General features: G+C 71.1%; 20 protein-coding genes and 7 pseudogenes. 11 read left to right on the top strand and 16 right to left on the bottom strand.

Annotated features, from left to right (window positions below; translation table 11 throughout):
* Positions 1–36: 36 nt before the first annotated feature.
* The 5 genes from ACH4SI_RS38515 to glyA are packed head-to-tail and all read right to left on the bottom strand — an operon-like array spanning position 37 to position 6,404.
* On the bottom strand, positions 37–666 hold the full coding sequence (locus ACH4SI_RS38515) for a sarcosine oxidase subunit gamma (protein WP_398304395.1): 630 nt from the start codon (positions 664–666) through the stop codon (positions 37–39).
* Positions 659–3,553 (bottom strand): sarcosine oxidase subunit alpha family protein, encoded by a 2,895-nt coding sequence (locus ACH4SI_RS38510; protein WP_398304392.1) that lies wholly within the window; start codon positions 3,551–3,553, stop codon positions 659–661. Before ACH4SI_RS38510 ends, ACH4SI_RS38515 begins: the two co-directional genes overlap by 8 nt.
* Positions 3,550–3,846: a sarcosine oxidase subunit delta gene (locus tag ACH4SI_RS38505; protein ID WP_398304389.1), complete on the bottom strand. Its 297-nt coding sequence runs from the start codon at positions 3,844–3,846 to the stop codon at positions 3,550–3,552. Before ACH4SI_RS38505 ends, ACH4SI_RS38510 begins: the two co-directional genes overlap by 4 nt.
* A 10-nt stretch (positions 3,847–3,856) precedes the next feature.
* Positions 3,857–5,077 carry a sarcosine oxidase subunit beta family protein gene (locus tag ACH4SI_RS38500; RefSeq protein WP_398304386.1) on the bottom strand — a complete coding sequence of 407 codons (1,221 nt, stop codon included), beginning with the start codon at positions 5,075–5,077 and terminating at the stop codon, positions 3,857–3,859.
* A gap of 13 nt (positions 5,078–5,090) precedes the next feature.
* Complete coding sequence (gene glyA / locus ACH4SI_RS38495) at positions 5,091–6,404, bottom strand: serine hydroxymethyltransferase (RefSeq protein WP_398304383.1); 1,314 nt, start codon at positions 6,402–6,404, stop codon at positions 5,091–5,093.
* Positions 6,405–6,500: 96 nt separating this feature from the next.
* Between glyA and ACH4SI_RS38490 the strand changes: the two genes are divergently transcribed.
* Together ACH4SI_RS38490 and ACH4SI_RS38485 are read left to right on the top strand one after the other, a co-directional pair.
* The gene (locus ACH4SI_RS38490; protein ID WP_398304379.1) at positions 6,501–7,166 is read left to right on the top strand and encodes a GntR family transcriptional regulator; all 666 of its coding nucleotides are present in this window, start codon (positions 6,501–6,503) and stop codon (positions 7,164–7,166) included.
* A pseudogene (locus ACH4SI_RS38485) lies at positions 7,090–7,674 on the top strand (aldehyde dehydrogenase family protein); the annotation flags it as partial. The gene ACH4SI_RS38490 and the pseudogene ACH4SI_RS38485, both read left to right, overlap by 77 nt.
* Positions 7,675–7,715: 41 nt before the next feature.
* Here ACH4SI_RS38485 and ACH4SI_RS38480 read toward each other — a convergent pair.
* From ACH4SI_RS38480 to ACH4SI_RS38440, 9 genes and pseudogenes are all read right to left on the bottom strand, one after another.
* Positions 7,716–8,459: an MBL fold metallo-hydrolase gene (locus ACH4SI_RS38480; protein WP_398304376.1), complete on the bottom strand. Its 744-nt coding sequence runs from the start codon at positions 8,457–8,459 to the stop codon at positions 7,716–7,718.
* Positions 8,460–8,781: 322 nt separating this feature from the next.
* Entirely contained in the window at positions 8,782–9,288 is a 507-nt protein-coding gene (locus ACH4SI_RS38475; protein WP_398304373.1) for an inclusion body family protein, read from the bottom strand.
* A gap of 4 nt (positions 9,289–9,292) precedes the next feature.
* Positions 9,293–11,125, bottom strand: a pseudogene (locus ACH4SI_RS38470) (thiamine pyrophosphate-binding protein).
* Positions 11,122–13,161 (bottom strand): flavin monoamine oxidase family protein, encoded by a 2,040-nt coding sequence (locus ACH4SI_RS38465; RefSeq protein ID WP_398304370.1) that lies wholly within the window; start codon positions 13,159–13,161, stop codon positions 11,122–11,124. The pseudogene ACH4SI_RS38470 and the gene ACH4SI_RS38465 overlap by 4 nt, the downstream one beginning before the upstream one ends.
* 325 nt (positions 13,162–13,486) lie before the next feature.
* Positions 13,487–13,693, bottom strand: coding sequence for a hypothetical protein (locus ACH4SI_RS38460; RefSeq protein WP_398304367.1), 207 nt, complete (start codon positions 13,691–13,693; stop codon positions 13,487–13,489).
* A 103-nt stretch (positions 13,694–13,796) separates the two neighbouring features.
* Positions 13,797–14,003 (bottom strand): annotated as a pseudogene (locus tag ACH4SI_RS38455) (glycoside hydrolase family 3 N-terminal domain-containing protein); the annotation flags it as partial.
* Between the two features lie 113 nt (positions 14,004–14,116).
* Positions 14,117–14,389: pseudogene (locus ACH4SI_RS38450) on the bottom strand (glycoside hydrolase family 3 N-terminal domain-containing protein); the annotation flags it as partial.
* A 211-nt stretch (positions 14,390–14,600) separates the two neighbouring features.
* Positions 14,601–15,104 carry a hypothetical protein gene (locus tag ACH4SI_RS38445; protein WP_398304364.1) on the bottom strand — a complete coding sequence of 168 codons (504 nt, stop codon included), beginning with the start codon at positions 15,102–15,104 and terminating at the stop codon, positions 14,601–14,603.
* Positions 15,040–15,447, bottom strand: coding sequence for a hypothetical protein (locus ACH4SI_RS38440; protein WP_398304362.1), 408 nt, complete (start codon positions 15,445–15,447; stop codon positions 15,040–15,042). The genes ACH4SI_RS38445 and ACH4SI_RS38440 overlap by 65 nt, the downstream gene beginning before the upstream one ends.
* A 195-nt stretch (positions 15,448–15,642) precedes the next feature.
* Here ACH4SI_RS38440 and pip point away from each other — a divergent pair, with 195 nt between their 5' ends.
* The 6 genes and pseudogenes from pip (at position 15,643) to ppk2 (ending at position 20,380) form a co-directional block, all read left to right on the top strand.
* On the top strand, positions 15,643–16,605 hold the full coding sequence (pip, locus tag ACH4SI_RS38435) for a prolyl aminopeptidase (RefSeq protein WP_398304359.1): 963 nt from the start codon (positions 15,643–15,645) through the stop codon (positions 16,603–16,605).
* A gap of 23 nt (positions 16,606–16,628) precedes the next feature.
* Positions 16,629–17,160 (top strand): annotated as a pseudogene (locus ACH4SI_RS38430) (DUF2470 domain-containing protein); the annotation flags it as partial.
* Positions 17,161–17,317: 157 nt separating this feature from the next.
* Positions 17,318–18,003, top strand: a pseudogene (locus tag ACH4SI_RS38425) (LysR substrate-binding domain-containing protein).
* A gap of 18 nt (positions 18,004–18,021) precedes the next feature.
* Positions 18,022–19,176, top strand: coding sequence for an anion permease (locus ACH4SI_RS38420; RefSeq protein ID WP_398304356.1), 1,155 nt, complete (start codon positions 18,022–18,024; stop codon positions 19,174–19,176).
* Between the two features lie 29 nt (positions 19,177–19,205).
* Complete coding sequence (locus ACH4SI_RS38415) at positions 19,206–19,439, top strand: hypothetical protein (RefSeq protein ID WP_398304353.1); 234 nt, start codon at positions 19,206–19,208, stop codon at positions 19,437–19,439.
* Positions 19,440–19,456: 17 nt separating this feature from the next.
* Positions 19,457–20,380, top strand: coding sequence for a polyphosphate kinase 2 (ppk2, locus tag ACH4SI_RS38410; RefSeq protein WP_398304349.1), 924 nt, complete (start codon positions 19,457–19,459; stop codon positions 20,378–20,380).
* 157 nt (positions 20,381–20,537) lie between these two features.
* On the opposite strand, the gene ACH4SI_RS38405 is transcribed toward ppk2, so the two are convergent.
* On the bottom strand, positions 20,538–20,750 hold the full coding sequence (locus tag ACH4SI_RS38405) for a hypothetical protein (RefSeq protein ID WP_398304347.1): 213 nt from the start codon (positions 20,748–20,750) through the stop codon (positions 20,538–20,540).
* A gap of 62 nt (positions 20,751–20,812) precedes the next feature.
* Between ACH4SI_RS38405 and ACH4SI_RS38400 the strand changes: the two genes are divergently transcribed.
* Positions 20,813–21,907, top strand: a complete 1,095-nt coding sequence (locus tag ACH4SI_RS38400; protein WP_398304344.1) for an AI-2E family transporter — start codon at positions 20,813–20,815, stop codon at positions 21,905–21,907.
* Positions 21,908–21,964: 57 nt separating this feature from the next.
* A complete protein-coding gene (locus ACH4SI_RS38395; protein ID WP_398304342.1) occupies positions 21,965–23,545 on the top strand; it encodes an FMN-binding glutamate synthase family protein in 1,581 nt (526 codons plus the stop codon).
* A gap of 208 nt (positions 23,546–23,753) precedes the next feature.
* Here ACH4SI_RS38395 and ACH4SI_RS38390 read toward each other — a convergent pair.
* Positions 23,754–24,507: pseudogene (locus tag ACH4SI_RS38390) on the bottom strand (amidohydrolase family protein); the annotation flags it as partial.
* 99 nt (positions 24,508–24,606) lie between these two features.
* Here ACH4SI_RS38390 and ACH4SI_RS38385 point away from each other — a divergent pair.
* On the top strand, positions 24,607–25,707 hold the full coding sequence (locus ACH4SI_RS38385; RefSeq protein ID WP_398304339.1) for an alpha/beta hydrolase-fold protein: 1,101 nt from the start codon (positions 24,607–24,609) through the stop codon (positions 25,705–25,707).

Here is a 25,707-nt window from a genome sequence, read left to right as displayed (position 1 = left end):
CCCCGCTCGATCCCGGGCGTCAAGCGCCGCGCGCCGCTACGGCAGCTCCGGGCCCCGGTACTCGCTCATCGCGTCGATGAGCCAGCGCGCCAGGTAGTCCGCGAACGAGGACCGGGGGAACAGCCGGTACCTCGGCGCGTCGTCGACCTGCCAGAGCAGCACCGCGACAGGCCCCACCGTGGTCGACACCGCCCGGCCGGGGCCGAAGGACCGGGGGTGCAGGTCCAGGGGGCAGCCCTTCTCCAGCACCTGCCGGGCCGCCGGGCCGCTCAGCTCCAGGGTGGTGCGGTTCGCCGAGACGTCCACCACCGATCCCGGGTCCCCCGCCAGCGCCTCCCGCAGCTCGGCGGCCACGGCGGTTCCGTCGCCCTGGGAGAGCACGAGCCATTCGTCGGGGCCGAGCCACAGGACCGTGTGGGGGCCGGATGTGGTGGTCCGGCCGCACTGCCGCGGGAGCGGCGCGCCCAGGGTCTTCTCGATGCGGTCGGCCGCTTCGGACGCGGGCGCGACGCGCACGTTCACCATGGCGAGGAACGCCCACTCGGACAGCGTGACGCCACGCGCGCCGGTGGCGGCGGCGGCGCGCATCTGCTCCTCCAGATGGGCCAGCGGGCTGGTGCGCAGTGCCACCGGGCCCGCGCCCGCGTCGATCGTCGGCTCAGCCATCGCGCTTGGTCCCTTCGGGGTCGTACAGGACGGTGTCGGCCACCAGGACGGGCACCAGGTCCTCGCCCACCGGGGCGAGCAGGGTCTCCCCGATCCTGTCCCGCCCGCCGGCGACGAGGGCGAGGGCGAAGGGGCGGCCGAGGGCCGGGCTGTGGTAGCTGGAGGTGACGTGGCCGAGCATGGGCACCGGCCCCGCCTCGGGGGTGATCGGCACATCCGGCGCGACGAGCTGGGCGCCCTCGGGCAGCCGGGTCCTGCCGTCGCTCGGCAGCAGGCCGACCAGTTGCTTGCGGTCGGTGCGGGAGGTGTCGGCGCGGGAGTAGGACCGCTTTCCGACGAAGTCCTTCTGCTTGGAGACCACCCAGGACATGCCCGCGTCCTGCGGGGTCACGGTGCCGTCGGTGTCCTGGCCGACGATGATGTAGCCCTTCTCGGCCCGCAGGACGTGCATGGTCTCGGTGCCGTACGGGGTGATGCCGTACGGCCGGCCGATCGCGTACACCTCCTCCCAGACCGCCGGGCCGTACCACGCGGAGACGTTGATCTCGTAGGCGAGTTCGCCGGAGAAGGAGATCCGGCAGATGCGGGCCGGGACACCGGAGGCCAGGGTGGTCTCACGGAGGGCCATGAAGGGGAACGCCTCGGCGGACAGGTCGACGTCCGGCGCGAGGTGGGCGACGACCTCGCGGGACTGGGGGCCGACGACGGCGATCGTCGACCACTGCTCGGTCACCGAGGTGCAGTGGACGTCGAGTTCGGGCCACTCGGTCTGCAGCCACTCCTCCAGCCAGTCCAGGACCCCGGCGGCGCCGCCGGTCGTGGTGGTCATGAAGTAGCGGTTCTCCTCCAGCCGCAGCGTCACGCCATCGTCGAAGATCATCCCGTCGGGCTTGCACATCACGCCGTAGCGGGCCATGCCGGGCTTCAGCTTCTTGAAGCCGTTGGTGTAGATCCGGTTCAGGAACTCGCCCGCGTCCGCGCCCCAGATCTCGATCTTGCCGAGGGTGGTGGCGTCCATGAACGCCACCCCCTCACGGGCCGCGCGGCACTCGCGGGCCACGGCCGTGTCCATGTCCTCGCCGGGCCGGGGGAAGTACCGGGGACGCTTCCACTGCCCGACGTCCTCGAACACCGCCCCGTGCGCGACGTGCCAGCCGTGGAGGGAGGTGATCCGCTCCGGATCGAACAGCTCGCCGCGCTCCCGCCCGGCCAGGGCGGCGAAGCCCACCGGCGTGTACGGCGCCCGGTAGGACGTGGTGCCGATCTCTCCGGGGGACGCGCCCGCGCTGAGGGCCTGGGCGATCACACCGATCGCGTTGACGGAGGACGTCTTGCCCTGGTCGTTCGCCGTGCCGAGCGAGGTGTAGCGCTTGACGTGCTCGACACCGCGCATACCGGCGCCGACCGACCGCCAGACGTCGGCCACCGTGACGTCGCGCTGCAGGTCCACGAAGTGGGTGTCCCAGCTGCCGGGTTCGCCCTCGGGCGCGGGGACGAGCCACAGGGCGCGCACCGGGCCGGCGTCGGACCGCGCGTCGCCGGGCGGCGGTACGGCGACCGGGAACCCGGCGTCCGCCGCGGCCCGCGCACCGGCCCGCGCCCCTTCGGCCAGACAGCCGTCGAGGCCGTACGTCCCGCGGGCCGCGCCGACGACCTGCTGGTCGCGTACGGTGCCGTCGGGCACGAAGGCGGCCAGATCCTCGTCCCAGCGCAGCCGCCCCTGGCGCTGGCTGTGCAGGTGCACCACCGGGCTCCATCCGCCCGAGACGGCCAGCAGGTCGCAGTCGAACGACTCCGGGGCACCGGTGAGTCCACCCTCGCCGTCGAGGGCCCGGACGGTGACGCCGGTGAGGCGGCCCTCGCCCGCGGTGGCGGCCACCGCGCTGCCCGTCAGCACCCGCGCCCCGGTCGCCACGGCCACCTCCGCGGCGCGGTGGGACAGTTCGGGGCGCGCGTCCACGACGGCGGCGATGTCGATCCCGGCGGCGTGCAGGTCGGCGACCGTGTCATACGCGCTGTCGTTGGTGGTGCTCACCACGGCCCGCGAGCCCGGGGCCACGGCGTACCGGTTGAGGTACGAGCGGACGGCCGCGGCGAGCATCACTCCGGGGCGGTCGTTGCCCGCGAAGACCAGCGGTCGCTCGTGCGCGCCGGTCGCCAGGACCACCTGGCGGGCCCGTACGTGCCACAGCCGCTGGCGCGAGACGCCGGCGGACGGCTCGGGAGCGTCGGCGCCGAGGTGGTCGGTGCGCCGCTGCACAGCCAGTACGTAGTTGTCGTCGTAACTGCCGAACACCGTGGTGCGCCGCAGGACGACGACCTCGGGGGCGGCGTCGAGGGCCGCGCGGACCTCGGCGGCCCACCGCAGGGCGCTCTGTGCGCCGACGGTCTCGGTGCGCCCGGAGAGCAGCGAGCCGCCGGGCTCGGGCTGCTCGTCGAGCAGGATCACGCGGGCGCCGGAGCCCGCGGCGGCGGTGGCGGCGGCGAGCCCGGCCGGTCCGGCGCCGACGACGAGGACATCGGTGTGGACGTACTTCTTGTCGTAGACGGCGGGGTCCGGGGTCGGGTCGAGCCGGCCCATCCCGGACAGCGTGGTGGCGGACAGGCCGTCGTACAGCTCCGTCATCGTCGCGGGCAGCATGCCCTCCGAGCACGGGCCGTCGATCTGCAGCAGGGCGTTGGGCTCCTCGGCACCCGCGGCGACGATGCCGCGCGGGCGGCCGCGGTAGAGCGACGGGGCGACCTCCACGAGCCCGTTCGCCAGCATCGCCGAGGCGACGGTGTCCCCGGGGTGTCCGGTCATCTCCCGGCCGTCGACGGTGAACCGCAGCGCGGTGCCGCGGTCGATGCGGCCCCCGTCCGGGAGCCGGAATGGCTGGTCGGTCATCGGTTCCCTCCGGCCTGGGGCAGTTCGGGGCGGGGCTCGTCGAGCCGGTAGGCGGCCAGCACTTCGTAACTCACGGTGTCGCGCAGGACGTTGAACCAGCGGCGGCAGCCGGTGCTGTGCATCCACCGCTCGGCGAAGGGCCCCTTGGTGTTGTCGCGGTAGAAGACGTACGCGGCCCACTCCTCGTCGGTGAGGTCCGCGGGGTTTCCGGGGTAGGGAACGTGGGCCTGTCCCCCGTAGTGGTACTCGGCCTCGTCGCGAGGACCGCACCATGGGCAGGTGATCAGCAGCACGGTGTTCTCCTCAGTGGGCCACGGCCGCGGCGCCGTGTTCGTCGATCAGTGCGCCCGTCGCGAAGCGTTCGAGGGCGAAGGGGGCGTTCAGCGGGTGTGGCTCGCCCGTGGCGATGGTGTGGGCGAAGGTCAGGCCGGCGGCCGGCATGCCCTTGAAACCACCGGTGCCCCAGCCGCAGTTGACGTACAGGTTCTCGATCGGCGTGGTGCCGACGATGGGAGACGCGTCCGGGGTGACGTCGACGATGCCGCCCCAGGTCCGCAGCACATGCGCCCGGGCGAAGACGGGGAACAGCTCGACGGCGGCGGCCATCTGCTGCTCGATGACGTGGAAGGAGCCGCGCTGTCCGTAGCCGTTGTAGGCGTCGACGCCCGCGCCCATCACCAGCTCGCCCTTGTGCGCCTGGGACACGTAGACGTGCACATGGTTCGACATCACCACGGTGGGGTGCACCGGCTCATGCAGCTCCGACACCAGCGCCTGGAGCGGATGGGACTGAATCGGCAGCCGGAAACCGGCCAGCTCGGCCAGCACGCTGCTGTGCCCGGCCGCCGCGAGGCCGACCCGGCCGGCATGGATGCGGCCGCGGCTCGTTTCGACGCCCACGACGCGGTCGCCGTCCTTGACGAAGCCGGTGACCTCGCACCCCTGGATCAGGTCCACGCCCAGCTCGTCCAGCCGCCGGGCCAGCGCCCAGGCGACGTGGTCGTGCTTGGCGATACCGGCCCGCGGCTGGAAGGTGGCGCCGAGGACCGGATACCGGGTGCGGGGCGAGACGTTGAGGATGGGGCAGACCTCGGCGACCTCGTCCGGTTCGAGCCATTCGGCGTCGACTCCGTTGAGGCGGTTGGCGTTGACCCGGCGCACGCTGTCGCGGACGTCCTGGAGGGTGTGCGCGAGGTTGAGGACGCCGCGCTGGCTGAAGAGGAAGTCGTAGTCCAGTTCCTCCGGAAGCCCCTCCCACAGCTTCAGCGCGTGCTCGTAGATCGCCGAGCTCTCGTCCCACAGGTAGTTCGAGCGGATGATCGTGGTGTTGCGGGCCATGTTGCCGCCGGCCAGCCAGCCCTTCTCCACGACGGCCACATTGGTGATGCCGTGGTTCCTGGCGAGGTAGTAGGCGGTGGCCAGGCCGTGGCCTCCCGCGCCGACGATGACGACGTCGTACGAGGAGCGCGGTTCCGGGTTGCGCCAGAGGAAGTCCGGGTGCTCCGGCAGCGGCTGGGTGGTCATACCGCGTCTCCGTTCAGGCGGGGAGGTTCAGGTGGGCGTAGAGCGGGAATGCGCCGGCGAGCTTTTCGACGCGGTCACGCAGCAGGCCCGCGTGCTCGTCGCCGAACTGCTCGTCCTTGAGGGCCTGGGCGATGATGTCGGCGACCTCCCGGAACTCCGTCTCGCCGAAACCACGGGCGGCCAGGGCCGGGGTGCCGATCCGCAGCCCCGAGGAGACCATCGGCGGACGCGGGTCGAACGGCACCGCGTTGCGGTTGACGGTGATGCCGATGCGGTGCAGCCGGTCCTCGGCCTGCTGACCGTCGAGTGCGGAGTTGCGCAGGTCCACGAGGACCAAATGGACTTCGGTGCCGCCGGTGAGCACGGTGATCCCGGCCTCGGCCACATCGTCGGACAGCAGCCGTCCGGCGAGGATGCGGGCGCCGGCCAGGGTGCGCTGCTGGCGCTCGGTGAACTCCTCGCTCGCCGCCACCTTGAAGGCCACCGCCTTCGCCGCGATGACGTGTTCCAGCGGGCCGCCCTGCTGGCCGGGGAAGACCGCGGAGTTGATCTTCTTGGCCAGGCCGGCGCGGCTGAGGATCACACCGCCGCGCGGGCCGCCGAGGGTCTTGTGCGTGGTGGTCGTCACGACGTCGGCGTACGGCACCGGGCTGGGGTGGAGGCCCGCGGCCACCAGCCCGGCGAAGTGCGCCATGTCCACCAGCAGATACGCGCCCACCGCGTCGGCGATGCGCCGGAACGCGGCGAAGTCCAGCCGGCGGGGGTAGGCCGACCACCCGGCGACGATCATCTTGGGCCGGTGCGCGAGCGCGAGCTGCTCGACCTCGTTCATGTCGATGCGCATGTCGGACTCGCGCACGTGGTACGGCACGACGTTGTACAGCTTGCCGGAGTAGTTGATGCGCATGCCGTGGGTCAGATGACCGCCGTGCGCTAGGTCCAGGCCGAGGATCGTGTCGCCGGGGTCCAGCAGCGCGAACATCGCGGCCGCGTTGGCCTGGGCGCCCGAGTGCGGCTGGACGTTGGCGGCCTCCGCGCCGAAGAGTTCCTTCACCCGGGCGATGGCCAGCTGCTCGATGACGTCGACGTGCTCGCAGCCGCCGTAGTAGCGGCGGCCCGGGTAGCCCTCGGCGTACTTGTTGGTCAGGACCGAGCCCTGGGCCTCCATGACCGCGGCCGGAGCGAAGTTCTCCGAGGCGATCATCTCCAGGGTGGACTGCTGACGGTGCAGCTCGGCGTCCACCGCGGTCGCGACGTCCGGGTCGAGCCTGCTGAGCGGAAGGGAGAGAAGAGGGGTGACCGTGGTGATCGACGGGTTCGCTGCCATCTGTGCACCATCCTGAGAGCCAACTAATGGGCAACTGATATATCAGCCTGTGCGGTAAGGTATGGGAGCTCGCCGGACAGGTCAAGGGGGCTTTTCATGCAGTACGCGGCGACCGAGCCGAGGGGCGCGGAGCTGTCCCTCGCCGAGCGCGCCTACCGCGCCATCCGCGACCGGCTCGTCATGCTCGAGATCCGCCCGGGCGCGCCGATCAACGAGGACCAGCTGGCGCAGTCGCTCGGCGTCGGACGGACGCCGGTGCGCGAGGCGCTCAAGCGGCTCCAGTACGAGCGCCTGATCACGACCTACCCCCGGCGCGGCACCTTCGCCACCGAGGTCAACATCACCGACCTGGCCCACATCTCCGAGGTGCGCCAGGAGCTGGAGCCCTTGGCCGCAGGTCAGGCCGCGCGGCGCGCCACGGCGACGGACCGCGCGACCCTGATGGCCGCACTACGGGAGCTGGAGAGCGTGCATTCCCGCCGGCCGGAGGCCGACGAGCTGATGCGCCTGGACCTCTCGGTCCACCGCGCCATCTACGCCGCCACCCACAACCCGTACCTGGAGGACACGCTCGTCCGCCATGACAACCTGGCCACCCGCATCTGGTGTCTGTTCATCGAGCGGCTGTCCGACATGGCCGGCCACATCGAGGAGCACGGACCGCTGATCGAGGCCATCGTCGCGGGTGACCCCGAGAAGGCGGCACAGCTCGCCCGCGACCACGTCGAGGGCTTCGAACGGGCCATTCGCGCCGCCATCTGAGGCCCCGCGGGCCTCGGTTGAAGCGCCGTCCGCGTCCGTGTGCGGCATCCCGCGGATCGTCGCGGTGCAGGCGGGGCGGGAGGTCCGCCGTGCGCCAGCGGCGTTTCCCGGACGCGGTCGTCGGCCCGGTGGCGATCGGGGAGGACGGCTTCACGCAGCAGGCCGACATCGAGTCGTTGTCAGGACCGCAGATGGCCGGGGTGTCGTACGCCGGGCGCGGGACGGCGATCCGGGTGAAGGACGCATCGGAGGGGGTCCAGGTGGTGGACCAGGTCAGCAGGGCGTCACGGAGGCGGGGCACACCGGGCGCGGCCTCGGTGGGGGTGCTGGGCGTCGGTGGCGAAGAGTCACGGTCGAGACCTTCGCCGACGAGGACGAGGCGGTACGGCGGGCCAACGACGTCCCTCTCGGTCTGTCGGCCTCGGTGTGGACCGAGAACGCCCGCCGCAGTCACGACGTCGCCGCGCGCCTCGACAGCGGAACGGTCTGGGTGAACTCGCACCTCGTACTGGCCGGCGAACTCCCCTGGGGCGGGTTCAAGGGCTCCGTCTACGGCCGAGACCTGTCGGCACAACCACGGACGCTGATCCCGTCCCCCGGCGGCTCCCAGACGGCGTGGTCGTGGGCGAAGAGCACCCGGCGCGGGTCGAAGTCGGCGAGCCGGTCCAGCCAGGGCCGGTACGCGGGGTGTGGCGGGGCCAGGCCGTCCCGGACGACGTGGCGGGCCAGGTGGTCGGCGGCGAACTCGGACGCGGAGTCGTGGGCCTGACCGGCCAGGACGACCGTGCCGTCCGGCTGACGGACGACGAGTGACTGGTGGCCGTCGGTGTGGCCGGGGGTGGGGACGATGTGGACGCCGGGCCAGACTTCGGCCTCCCCGGTGAGTTCCGTATACGTCGCGCCCGGGAAGTCGATCAGCCCGTCGATGGTGTGGCCTCCCCGGCGCGCGGTGGCCAGTTCCGTGGCCTGGACGAGGGTGGGGATGCCCGCCAGCAGGGGGTTGCCGCCGCAGTGGTCGAAGTGGAGGTGGCAGTTCACCACGAGGGTGATGTCGGCGGGGGCGGCACCGGCCGCCGCCAGTGCGGCCGGGAGGGCGCGGCGGCGGGGCCGGTAGTGGGCATCGGTCTCGGGACTGCCGGTGCCGATGCCCGTGTCGAACAGGAGCAGGCCCCGCTCGTGCCGCACCAGATAGCCGAGGACCGGCTCGACCTTCGGGTGCGGGCCGCCCGTCTCCGAGGGCGGACGGATGAAGCAGCCGAGGTCGAGCCGCCGGATCCGGATGGGGTTCGCCATGGCCCCAGGGTGACAGGCATCCCCCGGAGATACGTCCGCCTCTGCCCTCGGCAGAGGCGGACGTATCTCCGACGGGGATTCCACCGATATTCCAGTGGATCCAGGTATCCAGATAGGTGGCCCATCGGTCTGGTAGTGCCACACCGACCGCAGCACACCGACCGCAGCACTCCGAAGGAGTCAGGCATGATGCGTCGCACCACCACCACGGCTGGCGGCCGCTCCGACGAAGGCGAAATCGCCGTTCTGGGCCGGGCCGTCTGGATCCGCTGACGCATGGTGGTGGACGGCGCGGACAGGCGCGCCGTCCACGAGACGACCGTCAGGAACGTTTGTCGATGGTGATGAACGGGTCCCATTGGAAGTACCCCACCAGATTCTGTTCGCTGTCCAGAATCTGGAAGTAGAAGCGGTACGTGACCCGGCCGATCTTGCGGACGTCCGCCTCCCAGTAGTGGTCCTCGTAGTCCTGCGTGGCGAAGTCCGGCCTGTCGACGGCGCCGTCCTTCGGCATCGGATAGGTGCCGTCACCTATGACGACGCGTGGCTTGCTGATGAGCTGATCGCTGCTCACGTACCGGTACAGCAAGGCGCAGTAATCGCTGTTGAGCGACAGCGTCGTCTCGCGCCACCTGATGATGTCACGTGGATTGGCCCGGAAGTTCAGCTCCGCTCCCGACGTGCCGACGATGCGATCGTGTCGCGTCGTCATATAGATCAGGTCGTGGTCGACCTGGGTCGGCGCGTCGGGGTTCCTCGACGCGTCGGGATAGCGCTTGGCGATCGAGAGCGCGTCGAACGCGATCATCACGTTGATGAACTCGGACATGTTCCTAACCCCTTGTCTGTTGCACCTTGTACGCCATGGCCCTCGGGTAGTCGTGCCGGTGCAGACGGACGCGGACCAGCAGCGGGCCAGCGTTGAGCGGGTCGGTGGGGTCGGCGAGGCGGGCCAGCAGCTCGTCCAGCTCGGAGGCGTGCGCGATGCTGAGCCCGTTCGCCGGGGTGTCCTTGCCGGAGAAGACCTCCGCGAGTCGGTCGTAGTGCCACGGGTGGAGGACGTTGTAGAAGTCCGCGTCGCCGGAGTCCTGGTCGGCGTAGTAGGACGGGCGCACCAGCATCTGCTCGATGCCGTAGAAGTGCCCGTTGTCCATGACGAACACCACCGACTTCAGCCCGAGCCGGGTGTGGGTGGAGATCTCCTGGCAGGTCTCCTGGAAGGCGCCGTCGCCGACGAACACCATCGGGCGGGCCCGGTCACGCTCGGGGGCGAGCGCGGCGCCGGTGGCCGCGCCGACGGACCAGCCGATGGACAGCCAGCTGATCTGTGACAGGAACCCGCCCGCGGGCAGGCTCAGGTTCATCGAGCCGATGAGGGAGAACGCGGCGTCGGAGACGACCGTCCAGTCTCCTCGCGTCTCGTGGCCCAGGAAGTGGTTGATCCGGTCGAACACGCCGTCGTAGGTGAGCCTTTCGGCATGACGGGACCGCGAGCCGTCGGTGCGGAGAGCGGCGCGGTGGCTCCGGAGGCTGGCAGGGCGGTCGCCGGGCGCGCCGTGATGGGCGTGGGCCTCGGCGTAGTAGTCGGCGGCCAGGCCGCCGGATCCGAAGCGCTTGACCAGCGCGTCCTGGAAGGCGGGCAGCAGCCGTTCGAGCTGGACGTCGGGGAAGTACCGGGTGCCGACGCTGACGCCGCCCTGGGCGGCCATCACCCAGTCGGTGCCGACGCACTGGTCGCCGCCGAGGTTCTTGGACGTGGACCAGGCGCCGAGGCCGATCCGGCAGGTGGCCCAGTCCTTGAAGATCCAGTGCACATCCGGGTGGCTGGCCGCGCCGTTGTAGACGCCGTGGAACTGCCGTAGTTCCTCGTCGACGACGGCCTTGGCGCCGACGGTGGTGCAGAAGGGCACTCCGGTGGCGTCCGTCAGGTCGGTGAGCTGTTCGCCGAGGCGGAACCGGTCGATCTCCTCGCCGGCCCAGATGATCGGGCGGGGCCTGCCGTCCGGGCCCGGGTGCTCGTCGATCAGGGTGAGGATGGCGTCCACCGCGTTGTCCAGCATGGTCTGGTTGCGGGTGCTGAACGGCCGGTCACGGCGGAGCAGAGACTGCTCGGGCTCGGCGCAGGGCTCGTCCCACAGGTCCTCCATGACCTCCAGGTAGACGGGCCTGCGCTCGGAGAGGCAGGCGGTGAGCGCGGCGTCGATCTGGCCGGGGGCGAGGCCCGGGTTGGAGATGACCTGCGCCTCCACGGTGACCTGCCGGTAGACGTCCAGGTTGCTCTCCCGGCGGGGGCTCATGTGGGAGGTGAGCATGCCGAGGGCGCGGTAGTTCTGCCACTGCTCGTAGGGCGGGCAGGCGTTGACGGCGACGAGCGGGACGTGTTCGACGTAGGCGCCGCCGCAAGCGTTGAGCAGGTTGAACGCGCCGACGCTGTAGGTGACCGCGGCCGCCCCGATGCCGTGGATGCGGGCCTAGGCGTCGGCGGCCTGGCCCGCGCCGCCCTCGGTGGGGGTGCCGACCCACTCGATGTCGCCCTCGGCCCGCAGAGTGGTGAGGAACGGGCCCAGGTGGTTGCCGGGGACGCCGAACAGGTGGGTGATGCCCAACTCGGCCAGGCGGCGGGCCAGATAGCGGGCGACCGTGCACTCAGGGAAGATCGCGGTCACGAGCGGCCCTCCTGGTTCGGGCCCGGGGTGGTGACCTGCGGGGCCAGGTGGACGGCGGTGGCGGCGCGGACGGCGCTCTCCAGGGCGCCCTCGATCCAGGCGTGCTTGAGCGAGGTGTGCTCGCCGGCGAAGTGGACGGCGCCTTCGGGGCGGGAGACATCCAGGTGGAAGCTGGTCATCTGGTGCGGGGTGTAGATGGCGGCCTCGCCGAACGCGTACGGGTCGCGGGCCCAGCTCTTGGTGGCGCCCCGGCCGGTGAAGAACACCTCGATGCGGCGGCCGTGCAGGGCCTGGAGGTTGCGCAGGGCGTAGACGTAGCGCTCGTCGTTGCGCATGGAGTCCCAGCGCGCGGCGTCGTCGGACCAGGAGTACGAGGCGAGCACCACGCCGCCGGTGCTGCCCTCGACGCGGTGCGAGGGGTAGTACATGAACCGGTTGGGGTTGTCGGTGGCGGAGCCCCCTCCGAAGCAGTGGGAGGCGGGGCGGACGGCGGGTCCGCGCAGCGGCATGGTGCTGTTGAGCTTCCGCATGTCCTCGGTGACGCTGCTGTCCTTGACCGCGGCACCGAGCAGATCGGCCGTCCCGGTGAAGGCGAGGACGGGGGCGGTGTCGGCGGCCTGCTCGCCGCCCTGCTGATAGTGCTCGTAGAGGCCCGGGGCGATGCTCTCCAGCTCGTTGCGCCAGTCGTTCTCGGTGAACTCCCACCACCGGTGGCTGAACTCCAGCAGCACCTTGGTGGCCTGGTCGTAGTGGGTCTCGATGATGGCGCGGCGCTTCTTGTACGACATCGAGGGGACGATCTCCACGAAGCGCAGGGCGGAGAACGGGATGGTGACGATCGCCAGGTCCGCGGTCCACTGGCGCGGCGGGGCCTGCGGGTCGTTCTCGGGGACGGTCTGCACGGCCACGCCCCACCCGTCGGGCCCGACGGCGCCGCTGACCTCGGGGGCGGCGTCGCGGCTGGGGTCGTGGTATTCGAGGCGGATCATGCGGTGGCCGAGCTTCACCTCGTCGCGCAGTCCCTGGTGGAGGGCGTGCGGCAGGCGCCAACTGCCGCCCGGTATCTCCCAGTAGCGCACGCCGGGGTTGATGTCGCTGCGGCTCAGGAAGCTGTGGAAGAAGGAGAGGTGCAGCCGCGAGGACATGTTCTCCAGGGTTCCGACGGCCTCGATCGCCTCGTCGCTGAGCCCGCCGCAGTCGCGCAGGAAGCCGCCCATGGAGTAGCCGTCGAAGTCGCGGATGACCCTGGCCCAGCCCTCGAGCCACTGGTCGAACGGCTTGTTGACGCGCCGCCCGTCGACGACGTCGGAGTAGTAGTCGCGTACGTACTCCAGCGCCTCGTCGACCATTTTCACGACGGGGGCGCGGACCTCGTCGTCGGTGAGATGGAAGCCCTCGTTGATCCGCTCGGGGGCGGTGTTGTAGTCGGCACGCCGCACCTGGACGCGGTTGGCGCGGATCCAGGAGTTGCCGCGCTTGTCGGGTTCGCGGAAGCCGGAGCCGTCCTCGCCGTAGGTCCAGGTACGGCCGGTGAAGGATGTGTACGTCACCGGGGGGACGGTGACATCGGGGCCGCTGCCGGTGGAGGGGTCGATGTCCACGTTGTAGAACTGACGGCGGCCGAGCCCGAGCTTGTCGACGAGGGCGAGGACGAGCGGGTGAAAGTCGGGTAACCGCATGGCCCCGGCCTCGGCGTACTGGGCGGAGTCGTCGAAGGGCTGATGGTGCTTGCTGGCGCGGAAGGTCTTGATGCGTCCGCCGACACGGCTGGCGTTGGCCTCCAGGATGGTGACGTCGTGCCCGGCGTCCTTGAGCAGGCGGCCGGCGACGAGTCCGGTGATTCCGGCGCCGATGACGAGGATCTTCTTGCGCGGATGAGGGGTGGGGCCGAGGCCGCCCGTGTCGATCAGCGTGTGGAGATAGTCGAGCTTGAGATCTTTGTCGTCCGGCCCGATGAGAAGGAGTTCTCGGGCGAGCTTGAGACAGGTCTGCCAACGCGCACGGGTGGCGGAGTTGCCGCCTGGAGTGTCGGTCATAGCCTGCGATCGTAGATACGCAGAAACGATTTGCCGATTTTCTGAATGGGCAATGCGTTGGTAAAGTCCTAAAAATATCGAACACGCCGATGGCGGAATTTCGGCTTGCCCGTATTTCCCGCCGAGGGACTGAGGATCTGCCCGGGACGGAAGGGAAAAGGGGACGCCGTCGAGGGTGCCGCAGCCGGCGAGTCGGCCAGTTCATCGAACTGGCCAGCGAATACCGACCGTCAGCCATTACCGGGTCGAGCTGCATTCGAACGCGAGGAAGCGATCCGTCGGTGAATTCTATGGCCAACGCTTTTATGATTGCCGGCGAACCCGGTCAGTTGTCGCGCAGCACCGTTGTGGCCTTGTTCCCGGCGTAGTCCTCCAGCACCGCGACGACCTTGCCGGCGGTGTCGGCCCCCAGGCCGTGCTTGAGGGTGAGCACCCGGCCGCGGGCCGCGTCGACCAGCCCGGCCACGCGGGTGTCCTGGACCGCGGCGGTTTCCAGCAGGGCGAAGGACCCGTCCCACAGCGAGAGGTCCACGCCTGCGTCGAGGGCGGCAATCGCCGCGGCCTGCGGGCTTCCGGTCGTGCGCGGTCAGCCGGTCCACGGCGCGGCCGTCCGCCATGACGATGCCGTCGAACCCGCACTCATCGCGCAGGAAGCCGGTGAGCAGGTCGCGGTTGGCGCAGCAGGGCACGCCGTCGATGTCGTTGTACGCGGCCATGAAACCCAGCGCCCCGGCCTCGACCGCCGCCCGGACACTCGGCAGATGCAGTTCGCGCAGGTCGCGGGGGCCGATGACGGAGGACTGGCCGTTGCGCCCGCCGACCGCCTCGCCCTGGGCCGCCAGGTGCTTGAGTACGACGGCGACGCCGCCCGTGCCGGGCGTGCCATCGTGCCCGCCCCTTCATTCCGGTCACCACGGCGCGGGTGAGTTCGGCGGCCAGCAGCGGGTCTTCCCCGAAAACACTCCTCCGCCCGCCCCCAGCGCGGGTCGCGCAGCAGATCCAGCGCCGAGACCAGCGCCAGATCCACCCCGGTCGCCGCCGGCTCGGCGGCGACGGCGGCCGCCGCCTCGGTCAGCAGGGCCGGATCCCAGCCCGCGGCGACGGCCAGGTTGGTGGGCAGCAGCGTCCCCCCGAGGGCCTGGTGGCCATGGGGCGCCTGCTCCGAGAGGAGCACCCCGACGCGGTGGCGCCCGGCCCGGGTCACTTCCTCCTGGACCAGGGCCGCCACCTCGGCGCGTTCCTCGGGCCGGATGCCGTCGTGCCACGAGCGGCCCGACCAGGCGTCGGCGCGGAACAGCCCGTACGGGGCCCCGAGGCCGCCCCAGCGGTCGATCTCGGCGCGGGCCCGGTGGGTGAGCCGGAAACCGCCCGGGGGCTGCGTTCGACGGCCTGCCAGCCGTATAGGCGCTGGTTGAGCCGGCCGACCTTCTCCCGCAGGGTCAGCCGGCTGAGGAGGCGTTCGACGGTGGCGGGTGCGGGGGTGCCCGCGGGTTCATGCCGCGGGCGCTCAGCGCGCCGGGGTCGGCGGCGGACGTGGAGGTGACCAGTGCGGGGCGTGCTCCGGTGCGGGCGCGTCGCATCCATGTCTCGAACACGCCGCCGCCCGGGGACAGTTCGGCGCGGGATACGGGGACGTCCTGGCCGTCGACCGGGACCACGACGGCTTCCCGCCGGGGCGAGGGGCGGGGTCGGCCGCGCAGTTCCGCGGCGAGTGCGGCGAAACGCTCCCCGATGGGCTTCACCGCGCCGTCGGCGCCGATCAGGCCGAGGCTGTGTTCGAGGTCCGGGAAGTCCCCGAGCCGGCGGTCCACATCGTGTGAGCACCACCAGGTGATGCCCCACAGCGCCTCGCTGTCGGCCGCCGCTCGTACGGTCTGTTCAAGGAAGTCGGACGCCTGGTCCTCGGTGAGGTGGTTGAGCGGCGCGCCGACTCCTGGAGCCACACCGGGCGGGCGGGGTGACGGCGAAGGCGCGGGACAGCTCGACGAGGTAGGCGGCGTGGTGAACGCTCGCGTGGGACATGGCGCCGTACCCCTGCGTCGCGCCGTTGAAGATCCACGAGTGGACGACGCTCATCCGGCCGTGCCGGGTGGAGTGGGCCGGGACGAAGGCGTGGTCGTCGGCGTACCAGACGGCGTCGTATTCGGCGTTGAGCCGGAAGTGGCGGGGGTCGCGCGGCCCGGCGCCGTGCAGGGCGTCGAGCCAGGCGGTCACCTGGTTCTCCGTGGTGTCCTTCGACAATTCGGTGCTCACCACCATGGCGCATCCCTCGCTCACCGCGCTCACCCGCGACACCTTCGCACTCGGCACGCTCACGGCCACCGAACGGCTCCGCGTCATGGCCGAACGCCCCCCCGCTGTGTGCAGGCCCCCACTCCGCAGCTCGTCATACGAAAAAGCACCGCCGCCCCGCGGCCGTCGGCTAGCCTCGCGAGGTTGTTCGCGCCCTCAGTTTCGCCGCGCCCTCAGGAGGAGACCGCCATGGCCCAGCCCTTCCCGCCCGCCGAACCGGACGCGCACGGCCTTCTCGATGTCGGCGACGGACACCGGATCTACTGGGAGACCAGCGGAAACCCCGGAGGGAAGGCGGCGCTGTGCGTGCATGGCGGCCCCGGCAGCGGGGGGCGCCGTGGCAGCCGCACGATGTTCGACCCCGAGGTCTACCGGGTCGTCCTGTTCGACCAGCGCGGCTGCGGTGAGAGCCGGCCGCATGCCTCCGACCCGGCCGTCAGCCTCGCGCACAACACCACCCACCACCTCATCGCCGACATGGAGCGCTTGCGCGAGCACCTGGGCATCGAGCGCTGGCTCCTGTACGGCGGGTCCTGGGGCTCGACGCTGATCCTGGCCTACGCGGAGCGCCACCCCGAGCGGGTCTCCGAGATCGTCATCTCCGGTGTCACCATGACCCGGCCGGAGGAAATCGACTGGCTCTACCGTGGCGTCGGACGCCTTTTGCCCGGCCCCTGGGAGACGTTCCGCGACGCACTTCCGGTCCCCGACCGCGGCGGCAATCTCGTGGCCGCCTACGACCGGCTGCTGAACAGCCCGGACGAGGCGGTCCGGGTCAGGGCGGCGCGGGACTGGTGCGCCTGGGAGGACGCGGTCATCGCCCACGAGGTGCTCGGCCACCCGGGCTACTACAGCGACAAAACTGACGACGCGTTGATGGCCTTCGTGCGGATCTCCGCGCACTACTTCGCCAACGAGGCGTGGCTGGAGGACGGGCAACTACTGCGTGACGCACACCGGTTGGCGGGGATCCCGGCGGTGCTGATCCACGGCCGGCTCGACCTGAGCAGCCCCCTCAAGACCGCGTGGGAGCTGTCCAAGGCGTGGCCGGACGCGGAGTTGAAGGTGATCGACGAGTCGGGCCACACGGGCAGTCCCGCGATGCGGGACGCGATCCTGGAGGCGATCGCCCGGTTCGGAAAGAACACGTAGCCACTGGCCCCCACGTCCGGTCGATCCTGGCCGCCGCCCACTCGATGACCGTGGTGAGCGACGGGATCCACACCGAAGTACGCCGTCTCGACGGCACGGGCGCGATGGGCCACTTCCACCTTCACCCGCCGTTCGAGGGCACCCCCGGGGCCCCGGACGGCGATGCGCGTTCCGATCCGGCTGGAGCTGACCGACATCGCCCCCACGCCCGTACGCGACCGTCTGCGTGCCCGGGTCACGGTGACCGGGCTGCTGGCAGCCCCGTACGACGCGGAGGCCACGGGGAGCACCTGCCTGGAGTTCGGCCGGGCGGTCCTCGAGAACGACCGGGGACGCACGTACGTCACCCTCCCCACCCTGCAGGCAGCGCCGCTCGACCCATCGCGGCCGGCGAGGCGAGCAAGCTGACCCACCTCGTGGACGACCACAGCGAACTCGTCCCCCTGCTGCTGCGCCTCGAACACCCCCGCACCCACCACGACGTCCGGCTGCCGTTCAAAACCCCGTGACCGAATCAACCAGGCAGGGGCGCAGGTCCACGCCCTCTTCGTCGCGGATGGGCTGCGAGGTGTCGCGGTCGGGGCGGTAGGGGGCCAGGGCGGATTCGGGGGTGGAGGTGGTGAGTTCCCGGGCGGCGAGGGCGGCGAACAGCGGGGCGAGGGTGACGCCGCTGTGGGTGACGATGGTGTAGAGGCCGGGCGCGAGGCCGACGGTGCTGACGGGTTTCCTGCGCGACCGCCCCGAGGTCGACATCCGCTACGAGGAGGGCGACCCGCAGGTCACCTTGCCCGCGGTGGTGGAGGGTCGGCTGGATCTCGCCGTGATCTTCAAGTACGGCGTGGTGCCGCACAGCCGGCCCGATGGCCTCGACCACACGCCGGTGCGGGAAGAGCCGCTGTACGTTCTCCTCCCCGCCGGGCACCCCTGGGCGGGCGGCGGCACATCCGCCTCGCCGATCTGCGGGACGAGCGCTGGATCAGCTACCACGAGGACACCGACGCGGCCCAGTGCCTGCGTCACATCTGCGCGGCCGGTGGTTTCCTGCCCGAGGTGCTGTTCCGCACGAACGACTACAACCTGCCCTACGAACTGGTCCGGCAGGGCCTGGGCGTGGCGATCGCACCGGAACTCGCCATCGCGGACACCTCCGCCTCACCCGACGCCTCCGGCACCCACCTCGTGCGGCTCACCGACCCCGCCCACACCCGCCGGGTGTACGCCACCCGCCGCACCAGCGCCCCAACCCGTTCCTCCCCCAGGCCCTCGCCCTCCCGCACACCGCCGCGGCCGCCCTGCCCGAGCGGGGCGAAGGGGAGTGCCCGACGGTCACCGGCTGACATACGTCCGTGCGCTGTCCTTGTACTTCCTTTGCCACGCGTTCGCCGGGCATTGGCCTGAGCTTGTTTGCATACAGGAATGGACCACATCACCTTCCTGGTGGCGGTCGTCGTCGTCACGGCCCTCGCTTTCGACTTCACCAACGGATTCCACGACACGGCGAACGCGATGGCGACCTCCATCGCCACCGGCGCGCTCACGCCCAGAACGGCGGTTCTGGTGAGCGGAGTCCTCAACGTGGTCGGTGCCTTCCTGTCCACCGAGGTCGCCAAGACCATCTCCGGCGGTATCGTCGACGACGCCCTGGTCACGCCAGGGATGATCTTCGCGGGGCTGGTCGGGGCCATCCTCTGGAATCTGCTGACCTGGCTGGTCGGGCTGCCGTCGAGTTCGTCCCACGCCCTTTTTGGCGGGCTGATCGGGGCCGTGTGGGTCGGGGCGGGCGCCCATGGGGTGCACTTCGACAAGGTCGTCGAGAAGGTGCTGATCCCGGCGGTGGCCTCGCCGGTCGTGGCCGGTGTCGCCGCGCTGCTGGCCACCTACCTCGCGTACCGGCTCACCGACCGTGCCCGGAAGAAGTCGGTGACCAAGGGCTTCCGGGCCGGTCAGATCGCCTCGGCCTCGCTCGTGTCCCTCGCGCACGGCACGAACGACGCGCAGAAGACCATGGGTGTCATCACGCTGACCCTGATCTCGGCGGGCGCGCTCGGCCATGACGCGGGTCCGCCGCTGTGGGTGATCGCCTCCGCGGGGCTCGCCATCGGCCTCGGCACGTACCTGGGCGGCTGGCGGATCATCCGCACCATGGGCAAGGGCCTCACCGAGATCCAGTCGCCCCAGGGCTTCGCCGCCGAGACCGCGTCCACGACCGTCATCCTCACCTCCGCCCATCTCGGCTTCGCCCTGTCCACCACCCAGGTGGCCTCCGGCAGCATCCTCGGCGCGGGGCTCGGCCGGCGACTGGCGGAGGTGCGCTGGGGCGTGGCGGGCCGCATGGTCATCGCCTGGATGGTCACGCTGCCCGCCGCCGCGGTGGTCGGTGGCGTTTCCGCGAGCGTGGTCACGAACGGCGGCAACATCGGCGCGGCGGTCGTCGCCCTGGTCGGCGCGGCCCTCGCCACCGGCATCGTGCTCCTCTCGCGCCGTAACCCCGTGGACGCGAAGAACGTGAACGACGCCCACGAGGTCACCCTGCGCACCGAGCCGCCGGCCACGGTCGGCTCGGCCGCGTAAGCCCCCGAATCACGGAGAGAATTCAAACGATGCATCTCGACTGGAGCGCACTCGGCCAGGTCACCGCGGTGAGCATCGGCGTCACCACCGCCGTGGTCACCGTCTTCGCCCTCGGCGTCCTGGGCCTCGCCCGCGTCGAGGCGGCCCGTGAGGAGACCGGCACCGGATCCACCGTCGGCCTCACCCAGGCCGGCCTGTGCTTCGTGGCGTGCGCGACGGTGGTCGCGTACGGAATCTACCTGATCGTGCCGCAGTTCCACTGAGGCGGAAGGAGGACTGGATGACGACATCGCCCTTGCTGTCCGAACTGGCCGACCTGAGGGTCGACTACACCGACCACGACGACCCCGTGCTCATCCGGCCGGACGGAAGCCCGGTCGACATGTGGCGGGAGAACTACCCGTACACGCAGCGCATGGAGCGCCCGGAGTACGAGTGGCACAAGCGGCTGCAGCAGATCGAACTGCTGAAGCTGCAGAGCTGGATCAAGGAGACCGGACGCCGGCTCGTCATCGTCTTCGAGGGCCGGGACGCGGCCGGCAAGGGCGGCACGATCAAGCGCTTCACCGAGCATCTCAACCCGCGCGGCGCACGCGTCGTCGCGCTGGAGAAGCCGACCGAGCGCGAACGTGGACAGTGGTACTTCCAGCGGTACGTGGAGCATCTGCCGACGGCGGGCGAGATCGTGCTCTTCGACCGGTCCTGGTACAACCGGGCCGGTGTCGAGCGGGTCATGGGCTTCTGCGCGGAGGACGAGTACCGGCGCTTCATGCGCCAGGCGCCGATGTTCGAGCGGATGCTCGTGGACGACGGCGTGGACCTGGTGAAGTTCTGGTTCTCGGTGTCCCAGGGCGAGCAGCGCACGCGTTTCACGATCCGCCAGGTGGACCCCGTACGGCAGTGGAAGCTCAGCCCGATGGACCTGGCCTCGCTGGACCGCTGGGACGATTACACCGCCGCGAAGGTCGCCATGTTCCGCGAGACGGACACGGAGCACGCGCCGTGGACGGTGGTCAAGAGCAACGACAAGAAGCGGGCCCGCGTCGAGGCCATGCGCAGCGTGCTCGCCCGTTTCGACTACACCGACAAGGACGAGGAGGTCGTCGGCACGGCCGATCCGCGCATCGTGGGCGCGGCGGCGGGTCTGCTGGAGGCAGGCGAAGACGACGCCGACGACGACGCCACCGCCGCCGGCGAGCGCTGAGGGAGCACGTACGCCGAAGGGCCCGGCCTACGGGGGATTGGCCGGGCCCGCGATCCGCCGGAACTCCTTCAGCGCGGGACCCGGCCGAGGACCGACCGGCCGCCCGGCCCGCGCCATCCCGCCCCCCGCGGTAAGCGCGACCTCGGTACGGGCGGGGTCATGGACCAGGGCCCAGGCCGGACAGCGGAGTGCCGGGCCGGGCCAAATGCTCCCGCAGCGCCGCGAACCGCTCGCCGACCGGGCTTCTGAGCACGGCGCCGGGAGAGGAGTTGAGGACCCGGCCATTGATCTTCCGGCATCTCAAGTTCGTCCCGTCCAAGGCCAGTTCATGGCCATGCATCGCGGGCAGCCACGCGAGCGGATTCATCATGCCGCCGACTATGACGGCACCCACTGACAGACGGCCCGGCCATATGGGGTATCCGTGGTCCCATGTCTGCCACGTTGAGTTCGACGAAAACCCGATCCGCGCTCCGCGCATCGGCGCGGGTCTCCCTTGAGGTGTTGCTGATCCTGGTGATGGCCGCGGTGGTCCTCTGGATTCTGGGCCAGATGTGGTCGGTCGTGTGGCCGCTCGTCGTCGGCCTGCTCCTCACCACGCTGACCTGGCCCCTGGCCCGTTTTCTGCGCGGGCACGGGTGGCCTCCCGCGGTGGCCGCCTCGGCCGTGACCGTGCTGTTCCTCCTGGTCGCCACGGGTATCGTGGCGCTGATCGCGGTACCGGTGGCATCCGAGTCCGGTCAGCTGACCGCCGGCGTGGCCAAGGGCATCCAGCAGGTGCGCCAGTGGGCTGCCGGGCCACCGCTGAACATCGACGATGCCCAGATCTCACAGGCCTCCGACGCCGCGACCGCCCGCATACAGAGCAGCGCCGGCAGCATGATCACCGCGGTCGTCACGGGGGTGAGCACGGTGGTCAACGGCGTGGTCACGGCCGTCCTGGCGCTCTTCCTGATGTTCTTCTTCCTCAAGGACGGCCCGCGGTTCCTTCCGTGGCTCGCCCGCCAGCTGCCCGGTCGGCTCGCCACCGACATCCCGGTCGTGGCCGCCCGCAGCTGGAACACGCTGGGTGCCTTCGTCCGCTCCCAGGCGTTGGTCGGCCTGCTCGACGCCGTCCTCATCGGGCTCGGCCTGTGGGCTTTGGGAGTGCCGCTGGTCCTCCCGCTGGCGGTCCTGACGTTCGTGTCGGCGTTCGTGCCCGTCGTGGGCGCCCTGTTCGCGGGCGCGGTCGCGGTGCTGATCGCGCTGGTGTCCAACGGCGTGATGGACGCGCTGATCGCGCTGGCCATCATCGTCGTGGTGCAGCAGCTCGAGGGCAACGTGTTCCAGCCCATGATCCAAAGCCGTGGGCTCGGTCTGCACGCGGCCGTGGTCCTGCTGGCGGTGACCCTGGGCGGCAGCCTGGCGGGCATCGTGGGCAGCCTGCTCGCCGTACCGGTCGCCGCGCTGATCGCGGTGGTCTGGAACTACGTGCGCGAGCAGCTCGGCGACCTCCCGCATGAGCCCGAGACCGCCGAGGGCCTTTGAAGATCTCTTGACCGCACCACGGGGCATGGAGGACAGCCAACGGGCAACCTGCGGAGGATGACACGCGTCGGAATCGTCGTCCTGATGTGGGCCGCCGCCCTGGTGTCGGGCGTGGCCGCGCTGGGGATCTCGCCCTGGTGGTGGTCGGCCGCCGTACCGCTCGCCCTGCTGGGCCTGCTGGGCGCCCGGGACCTGCTGCAGCGTCGGCACGCGGTGCTGCGCAACTATCCCGTCCTGGGCCACGCCCGCTTCCTCATGGAGCGGATCCGTCCCGAGCTCCAGCAGTATTTCATCGAGCGGAACTTCGACGGGCGCCCCTTCGACCGGGACGTGCGCAGCATCGTCTACGAGCGGGCGAAGGGCACCGACGCCGAGGAGCCGTTCGGCACCGAACGGGACGTGTACCAGCCCGGCTACGAGTTCCTGGTCCCGTCGATGGCTCCCTGCCCGGTGCCGGAGACGGCGCCGCGGGTGCGCGTCGGCGGACCCGACTGCGGCCGCCCTTACGACATGGCGTTGCTGAACGTGTCGGCGATGAGCTTCGGCTCGCTGTCGGCGAACGCGATCCTCGCCCTGAACGGGGGCGCGGCGGCCGGAGGTTTCGCCCACGACACCGGTGAGGGCGGCCTGTCGGAGTACCACCTGCGGCCGGGCGGCGACCTCGTCTGGGAGATCGGCACCGGATACTTCGGCTGCCGCACCCGCGACGGCGACTTCGACCCCGGTGAGTTCGCCGACAAGGCCGCACACGACCACGTGAAGTGCGTGTCCCTCAAAATCTCGCAGGGCGCCAAACCGGGCATCGGCGGAGTCCTGCCCGGTGCCAAGGTCAACGCCGAGATCGCGCGGGTGCGGGAGGTGCCCGAAGGGCGGACGGTCCTCTCACCCCCGTACCATCGAGTGTTCTCCACACCGCGCGAACTCGTGCGCTTCATCGCCAGGATGCGGGAGCTGTCCGGTGGCAAGCCGGCCGGCTTCAAGCTCTGCGTGGGCTCGCGCCGGCAGTTCCTCGCCGTGTGCAAGGCCATGCGGGAGGAAGGCACGGCCCCCGACTTCATCGTCGTGGACGGAGCCGAGGGCGGAACCGGCGCCGCGCCCCTGGAGTTCGCCGACCACCTCGGCGTCCCGCTCACCGAGGGGCTGCTCACCGTGCACAACGCCCTCGTCGGCGCCGGGCTGCGCGACCGGGTCAAGGTCGGCGCGAGCGGCAAGATCGCCACCGGTACCGACCTGGTCAAACGCATGGTGCAGGGTGCCGACTACGGCAACGCGGCACGGGCGATGATGTTCGCCGTGGGGTGCATCCAGGCCCAGCGGTGCCATACGAACACCTGCCCCACCGGCGTCACCACCCAGGACCCCTGGCGCGCCCGCGCCCTCGACGTCGGCGACAAGACGCCCCGGGTGCGGCGCCTGCAGGAGGCGACGGTGGCGAGCGCGCTGCAGATCATGGCGTCCATGGGAGTCACCGATCCCGCGCAACTGCGGCCGCACATGCTGCGCCGGCGTGTCGATCCCTCCACGCACAGGTCCTACGAGGAGCTCTACGAGTGGCTTGGGCGCGGGCAGTTGCTCGCGGAGCCCCCCGCGTCCTGGGCGGCCGACTGGAACGCCGCCGACCCCGACCGCTGGGACTGAACTCCGCGGCCACCGAACGTAGTGAGGTCGGGGGCGGTTCGAGCGGTGTGGGAGCGCACGACGCCTACTTCCCGGTCTCGCGGCCGTCGACGTACGTCGCCACCACCTCGATGTCCCCGATGCGCAAAGCACCGACCCGCCGGGGGTCGTCGCCGAGCACGACCAGGTCGGCGAGCTTGCCCGGGGTGAGGCTTCCCACGGTGTCCTCCAGGTGGCCGTTCACGATGGTGTCCACGAGCACCTCCGGGTCGTCCTGCACCTCGCCCATGTGGTCCAGCCCTTCGTACGGGCTGCTGAGCGCGGCGGTCCGGGCCATCATGCCGCCGTCGGTGAAGATCTTCAGCGCGCCCACGGAGAGCCGGTCGTCCCCGAACCCGGTGCGCAGGCCGAGGTCGAGGGCGCGGGGAATGCCGTCGGCTTCGTGTGCGCCGAGCGGGCGCAGCCGGTCGGCGGAGACCATGAGCTGGACCCGCAGCGGCAACAGGCTCTTTTCCTGGGCGAGTTGGTAGGCACCCAGCTCGACCGGGCTGTGGCCGAAGAGGGTGCCGCCGATGCCCGCCTCGGCCCAGGCGGTGACGCCTTCGGCCAGGCAGGTCCGGGCGGCGCGCCCGATGGCCTCGGCCAGATCCGGCTGGGGGTACGGCAGGCGCAGGGCGCGGGCGGCCCCCATGGCGCCCTCGGCCAGGAAGCCGTTCTGGTGCGGAAGGCCGTCGGGGAGCAGGTCCAGCACGGCGGTGTTGACGACGCAGCCACGCCCGGGGTCGTGCAGCATGAACACCTTGCGCGATGAACCCGGGCAGTATGGTGGCGCCCTGAAGGTCGATCACCTCACGGGCGGGCAGGGAGGTCACGGCCTCCTCCAGGCCCAGGATCCGGCCCCGTCACACGCCCAGGTCGTGAGCCACGGGGTGGCCGGGGTCCATGGTGAGGAAGCGCGCGTTCGTCAGTCCGGTGGAGAGCATCGGTCAGGGTTCTCCTGATGTGAACGCCAAAATTTAGGCTAGCCTCACCTAATTGACAGGAGCTTATCCGTGTCCCTTCCCTCTCACAAGGAGACGTTCATGCGCCCGGGTACGGCCGGCAGGGAGAACGCCTTCGTCGAGTTCGGGCTGCACGGCGCCCCCGGCACCGACGTGTTCTGGGCGGCGGCGGGGGCGCCCGTGTCGTTACCCGCCGACGACGGCGGCTGGGTGACCCTGTTCCTGTGGCGAGGGTCCCCAGCGACCCTCGCCTTCGAGAGCTGGTCGGAGCCGGTGCCCCTGCGCCGGTGGGGCGACACGGACTGCTGGTACGCCGAGGTGCCCATGCCCGCGCGGTTGCGGGTGACCTACCAGTTCCTCGTGGACGACGACGCACACGCCGACCCGTTCAACCCGGTCGGGGCCGGCGGCGACCGGTCCATCGCCGCCACCCCCGACGCCCCGGCCCAGCCGCACTGGCCCGCCATCGGCGACGCGGACGTACTGCCCCTCCCGCGCACCCGGATCCGCTGGAGCAGCGAACGGCTCGGCGGGCGGCGCACCGTGCGCATCCACCCGGTGGGCGGTGGCGGGCCCGTGGTCCTGCTGCTCGACGGGGACGACTGGCTGTATCTGCACCCGGCCATGGCCGCGTTCGACTCGGCCCACGCCAGTGGCGAGATGCCCGCCGTCACGCTCGTCTTCCTTCCGGCCAAGGACCGGGAGGCCGAGTTCGCGTGCGGGCCCGAGCTGTGGGAGGCGATCCGGGACGAGCTGCTGCCGCTGGTGGCCGAGTCCGGCGTGCCCGCCGACGTGGACCGGCTGGTGGTCGCCGGTCAGAGCCTGGGCGGGCTGAGCGCGATGTACGCGGCGCTGGAGTTCCCGGGCCTGGTGTCCCGCGTCGCCTGCCAGTCGGGGTCGTTCTGGTGGACACCCGACGCCATGGGCCTGCCGGACCCCTTGGGCGGCCCGGTGGGCGGCATCCTCGCCGCACGCCTGCGGGAGCGGCCCGGCCTGTCCGGTCTGCGGGTCGCGTTCGACGTGGGGGAACACGAGACACGGATGCTCCCCCACTGCGAGCTGACCGAGGCCCTGGCCGAACGGGCCGGCGCGACCGTGCGGGTCTCGCGGTCGGCGTCCGGCCACGACCGGGCGGGCTGGCGGCACGCCCTGCTCAGGGATGTCGCCTGGGCACTCGGCTGA

Source organism: Streptomyces sp. NPDC021212, from assembly GCF_044332925.1.
Classification (GTDB): domain Bacteria; phylum Actinomycetota; class Actinomycetes; order Streptomycetales; family Streptomycetaceae; genus Streptomyces.
This window is presented reverse-complemented; position numbering and strand designations above follow the sequence as displayed.

Excerpts from the sequence above, each read along its gene's own strand:
- pip (WP_398304359.1), top strand. The coding sequence starts at position 15,643 with ATGGCCCAGCCCTTCCCGCCCGCCGAACCGGACGCGCACGGCCTTCTC.
- ACH4SI_RS38510 (WP_398304392.1), bottom strand. The coding sequence starts at position 3,553 with ATGACCGACCAGCCATTCCGGCTCCCGGACGGGGGCCGCATCGACCGC.
- ACH4SI_RS38420 (WP_398304356.1), top strand. The coding sequence starts at position 18,022 with ATGGACCACATCACCTTCCTGGTGGCGGTCGTCGTCGTCACGGCCCTC.
- ACH4SI_RS38500 (WP_398304386.1), bottom strand. The coding sequence starts at position 5,077 with ATGACCACCCAGCCGCTGCCGGAGCACCCGGACTTCCTCTGGCGCAAC.
- ACH4SI_RS38490 (WP_398304379.1), top strand. The coding sequence starts at position 6,501 with ATGCAGTACGCGGCGACCGAGCCGAGGGGCGCGGAGCTGTCCCTCGCC.
- ACH4SI_RS38385 (WP_398304339.1), top strand. The coding sequence starts at position 24,607 with ATGCGCCCGGGTACGGCCGGCAGGGAGAACGCCTTCGTCGAGTTCGGG.
- ACH4SI_RS38400 (WP_398304344.1), top strand. The coding sequence starts at position 20,813 with ATGTCTGCCACGTTGAGTTCGACGAAAACCCGATCCGCGCTCCGCGCA.
- ACH4SI_RS38515 (WP_398304395.1), bottom strand. The coding sequence starts at position 666 with ATGGCTGAGCCGACGATCGACGCGGGCGCGGGCCCGGTGGCACTGCGC.
- glyA (WP_398304383.1), bottom strand. The coding sequence starts at position 6,404 with ATGGCAGCGAACCCGTCGATCACCACGGTCACCCCTCTTCTCTCCCTT.
- ACH4SI_RS38475 (WP_398304373.1), bottom strand. The coding sequence starts at position 9,288 with ATGTCCGAGTTCATCAACGTGATGATCGCGTTCGACGCGCTCTCGATC.
- ACH4SI_RS38465 (WP_398304370.1), bottom strand. The coding sequence starts at position 13,161 with ATGACCGACACTCCAGGCGGCAACTCCGCCACCCGTGCGCGTTGGCAG.
- ACH4SI_RS38405 (WP_398304347.1), bottom strand. The coding sequence starts at position 20,750 with ATGATGAATCCGCTCGCGTGGCTGCCCGCGATGCATGGCCATGAACTG.
- ACH4SI_RS38395 (WP_398304342.1), top strand. The coding sequence starts at position 21,965 with ATGACACGCGTCGGAATCGTCGTCCTGATGTGGGCCGCCGCCCTGGTG.
- ppk2 (WP_398304349.1), top strand. The coding sequence starts at position 19,457 with ATGACGACATCGCCCTTGCTGTCCGAACTGGCCGACCTGAGGGTCGAC.
- ACH4SI_RS38415 (WP_398304353.1), top strand. The coding sequence starts at position 19,206 with ATGCATCTCGACTGGAGCGCACTCGGCCAGGTCACCGCGGTGAGCATC.
- ACH4SI_RS38480 (WP_398304376.1), bottom strand. The coding sequence starts at position 8,459 with ATGGCGAACCCCATCCGGATCCGGCGGCTCGACCTCGGCTGCTTCATC.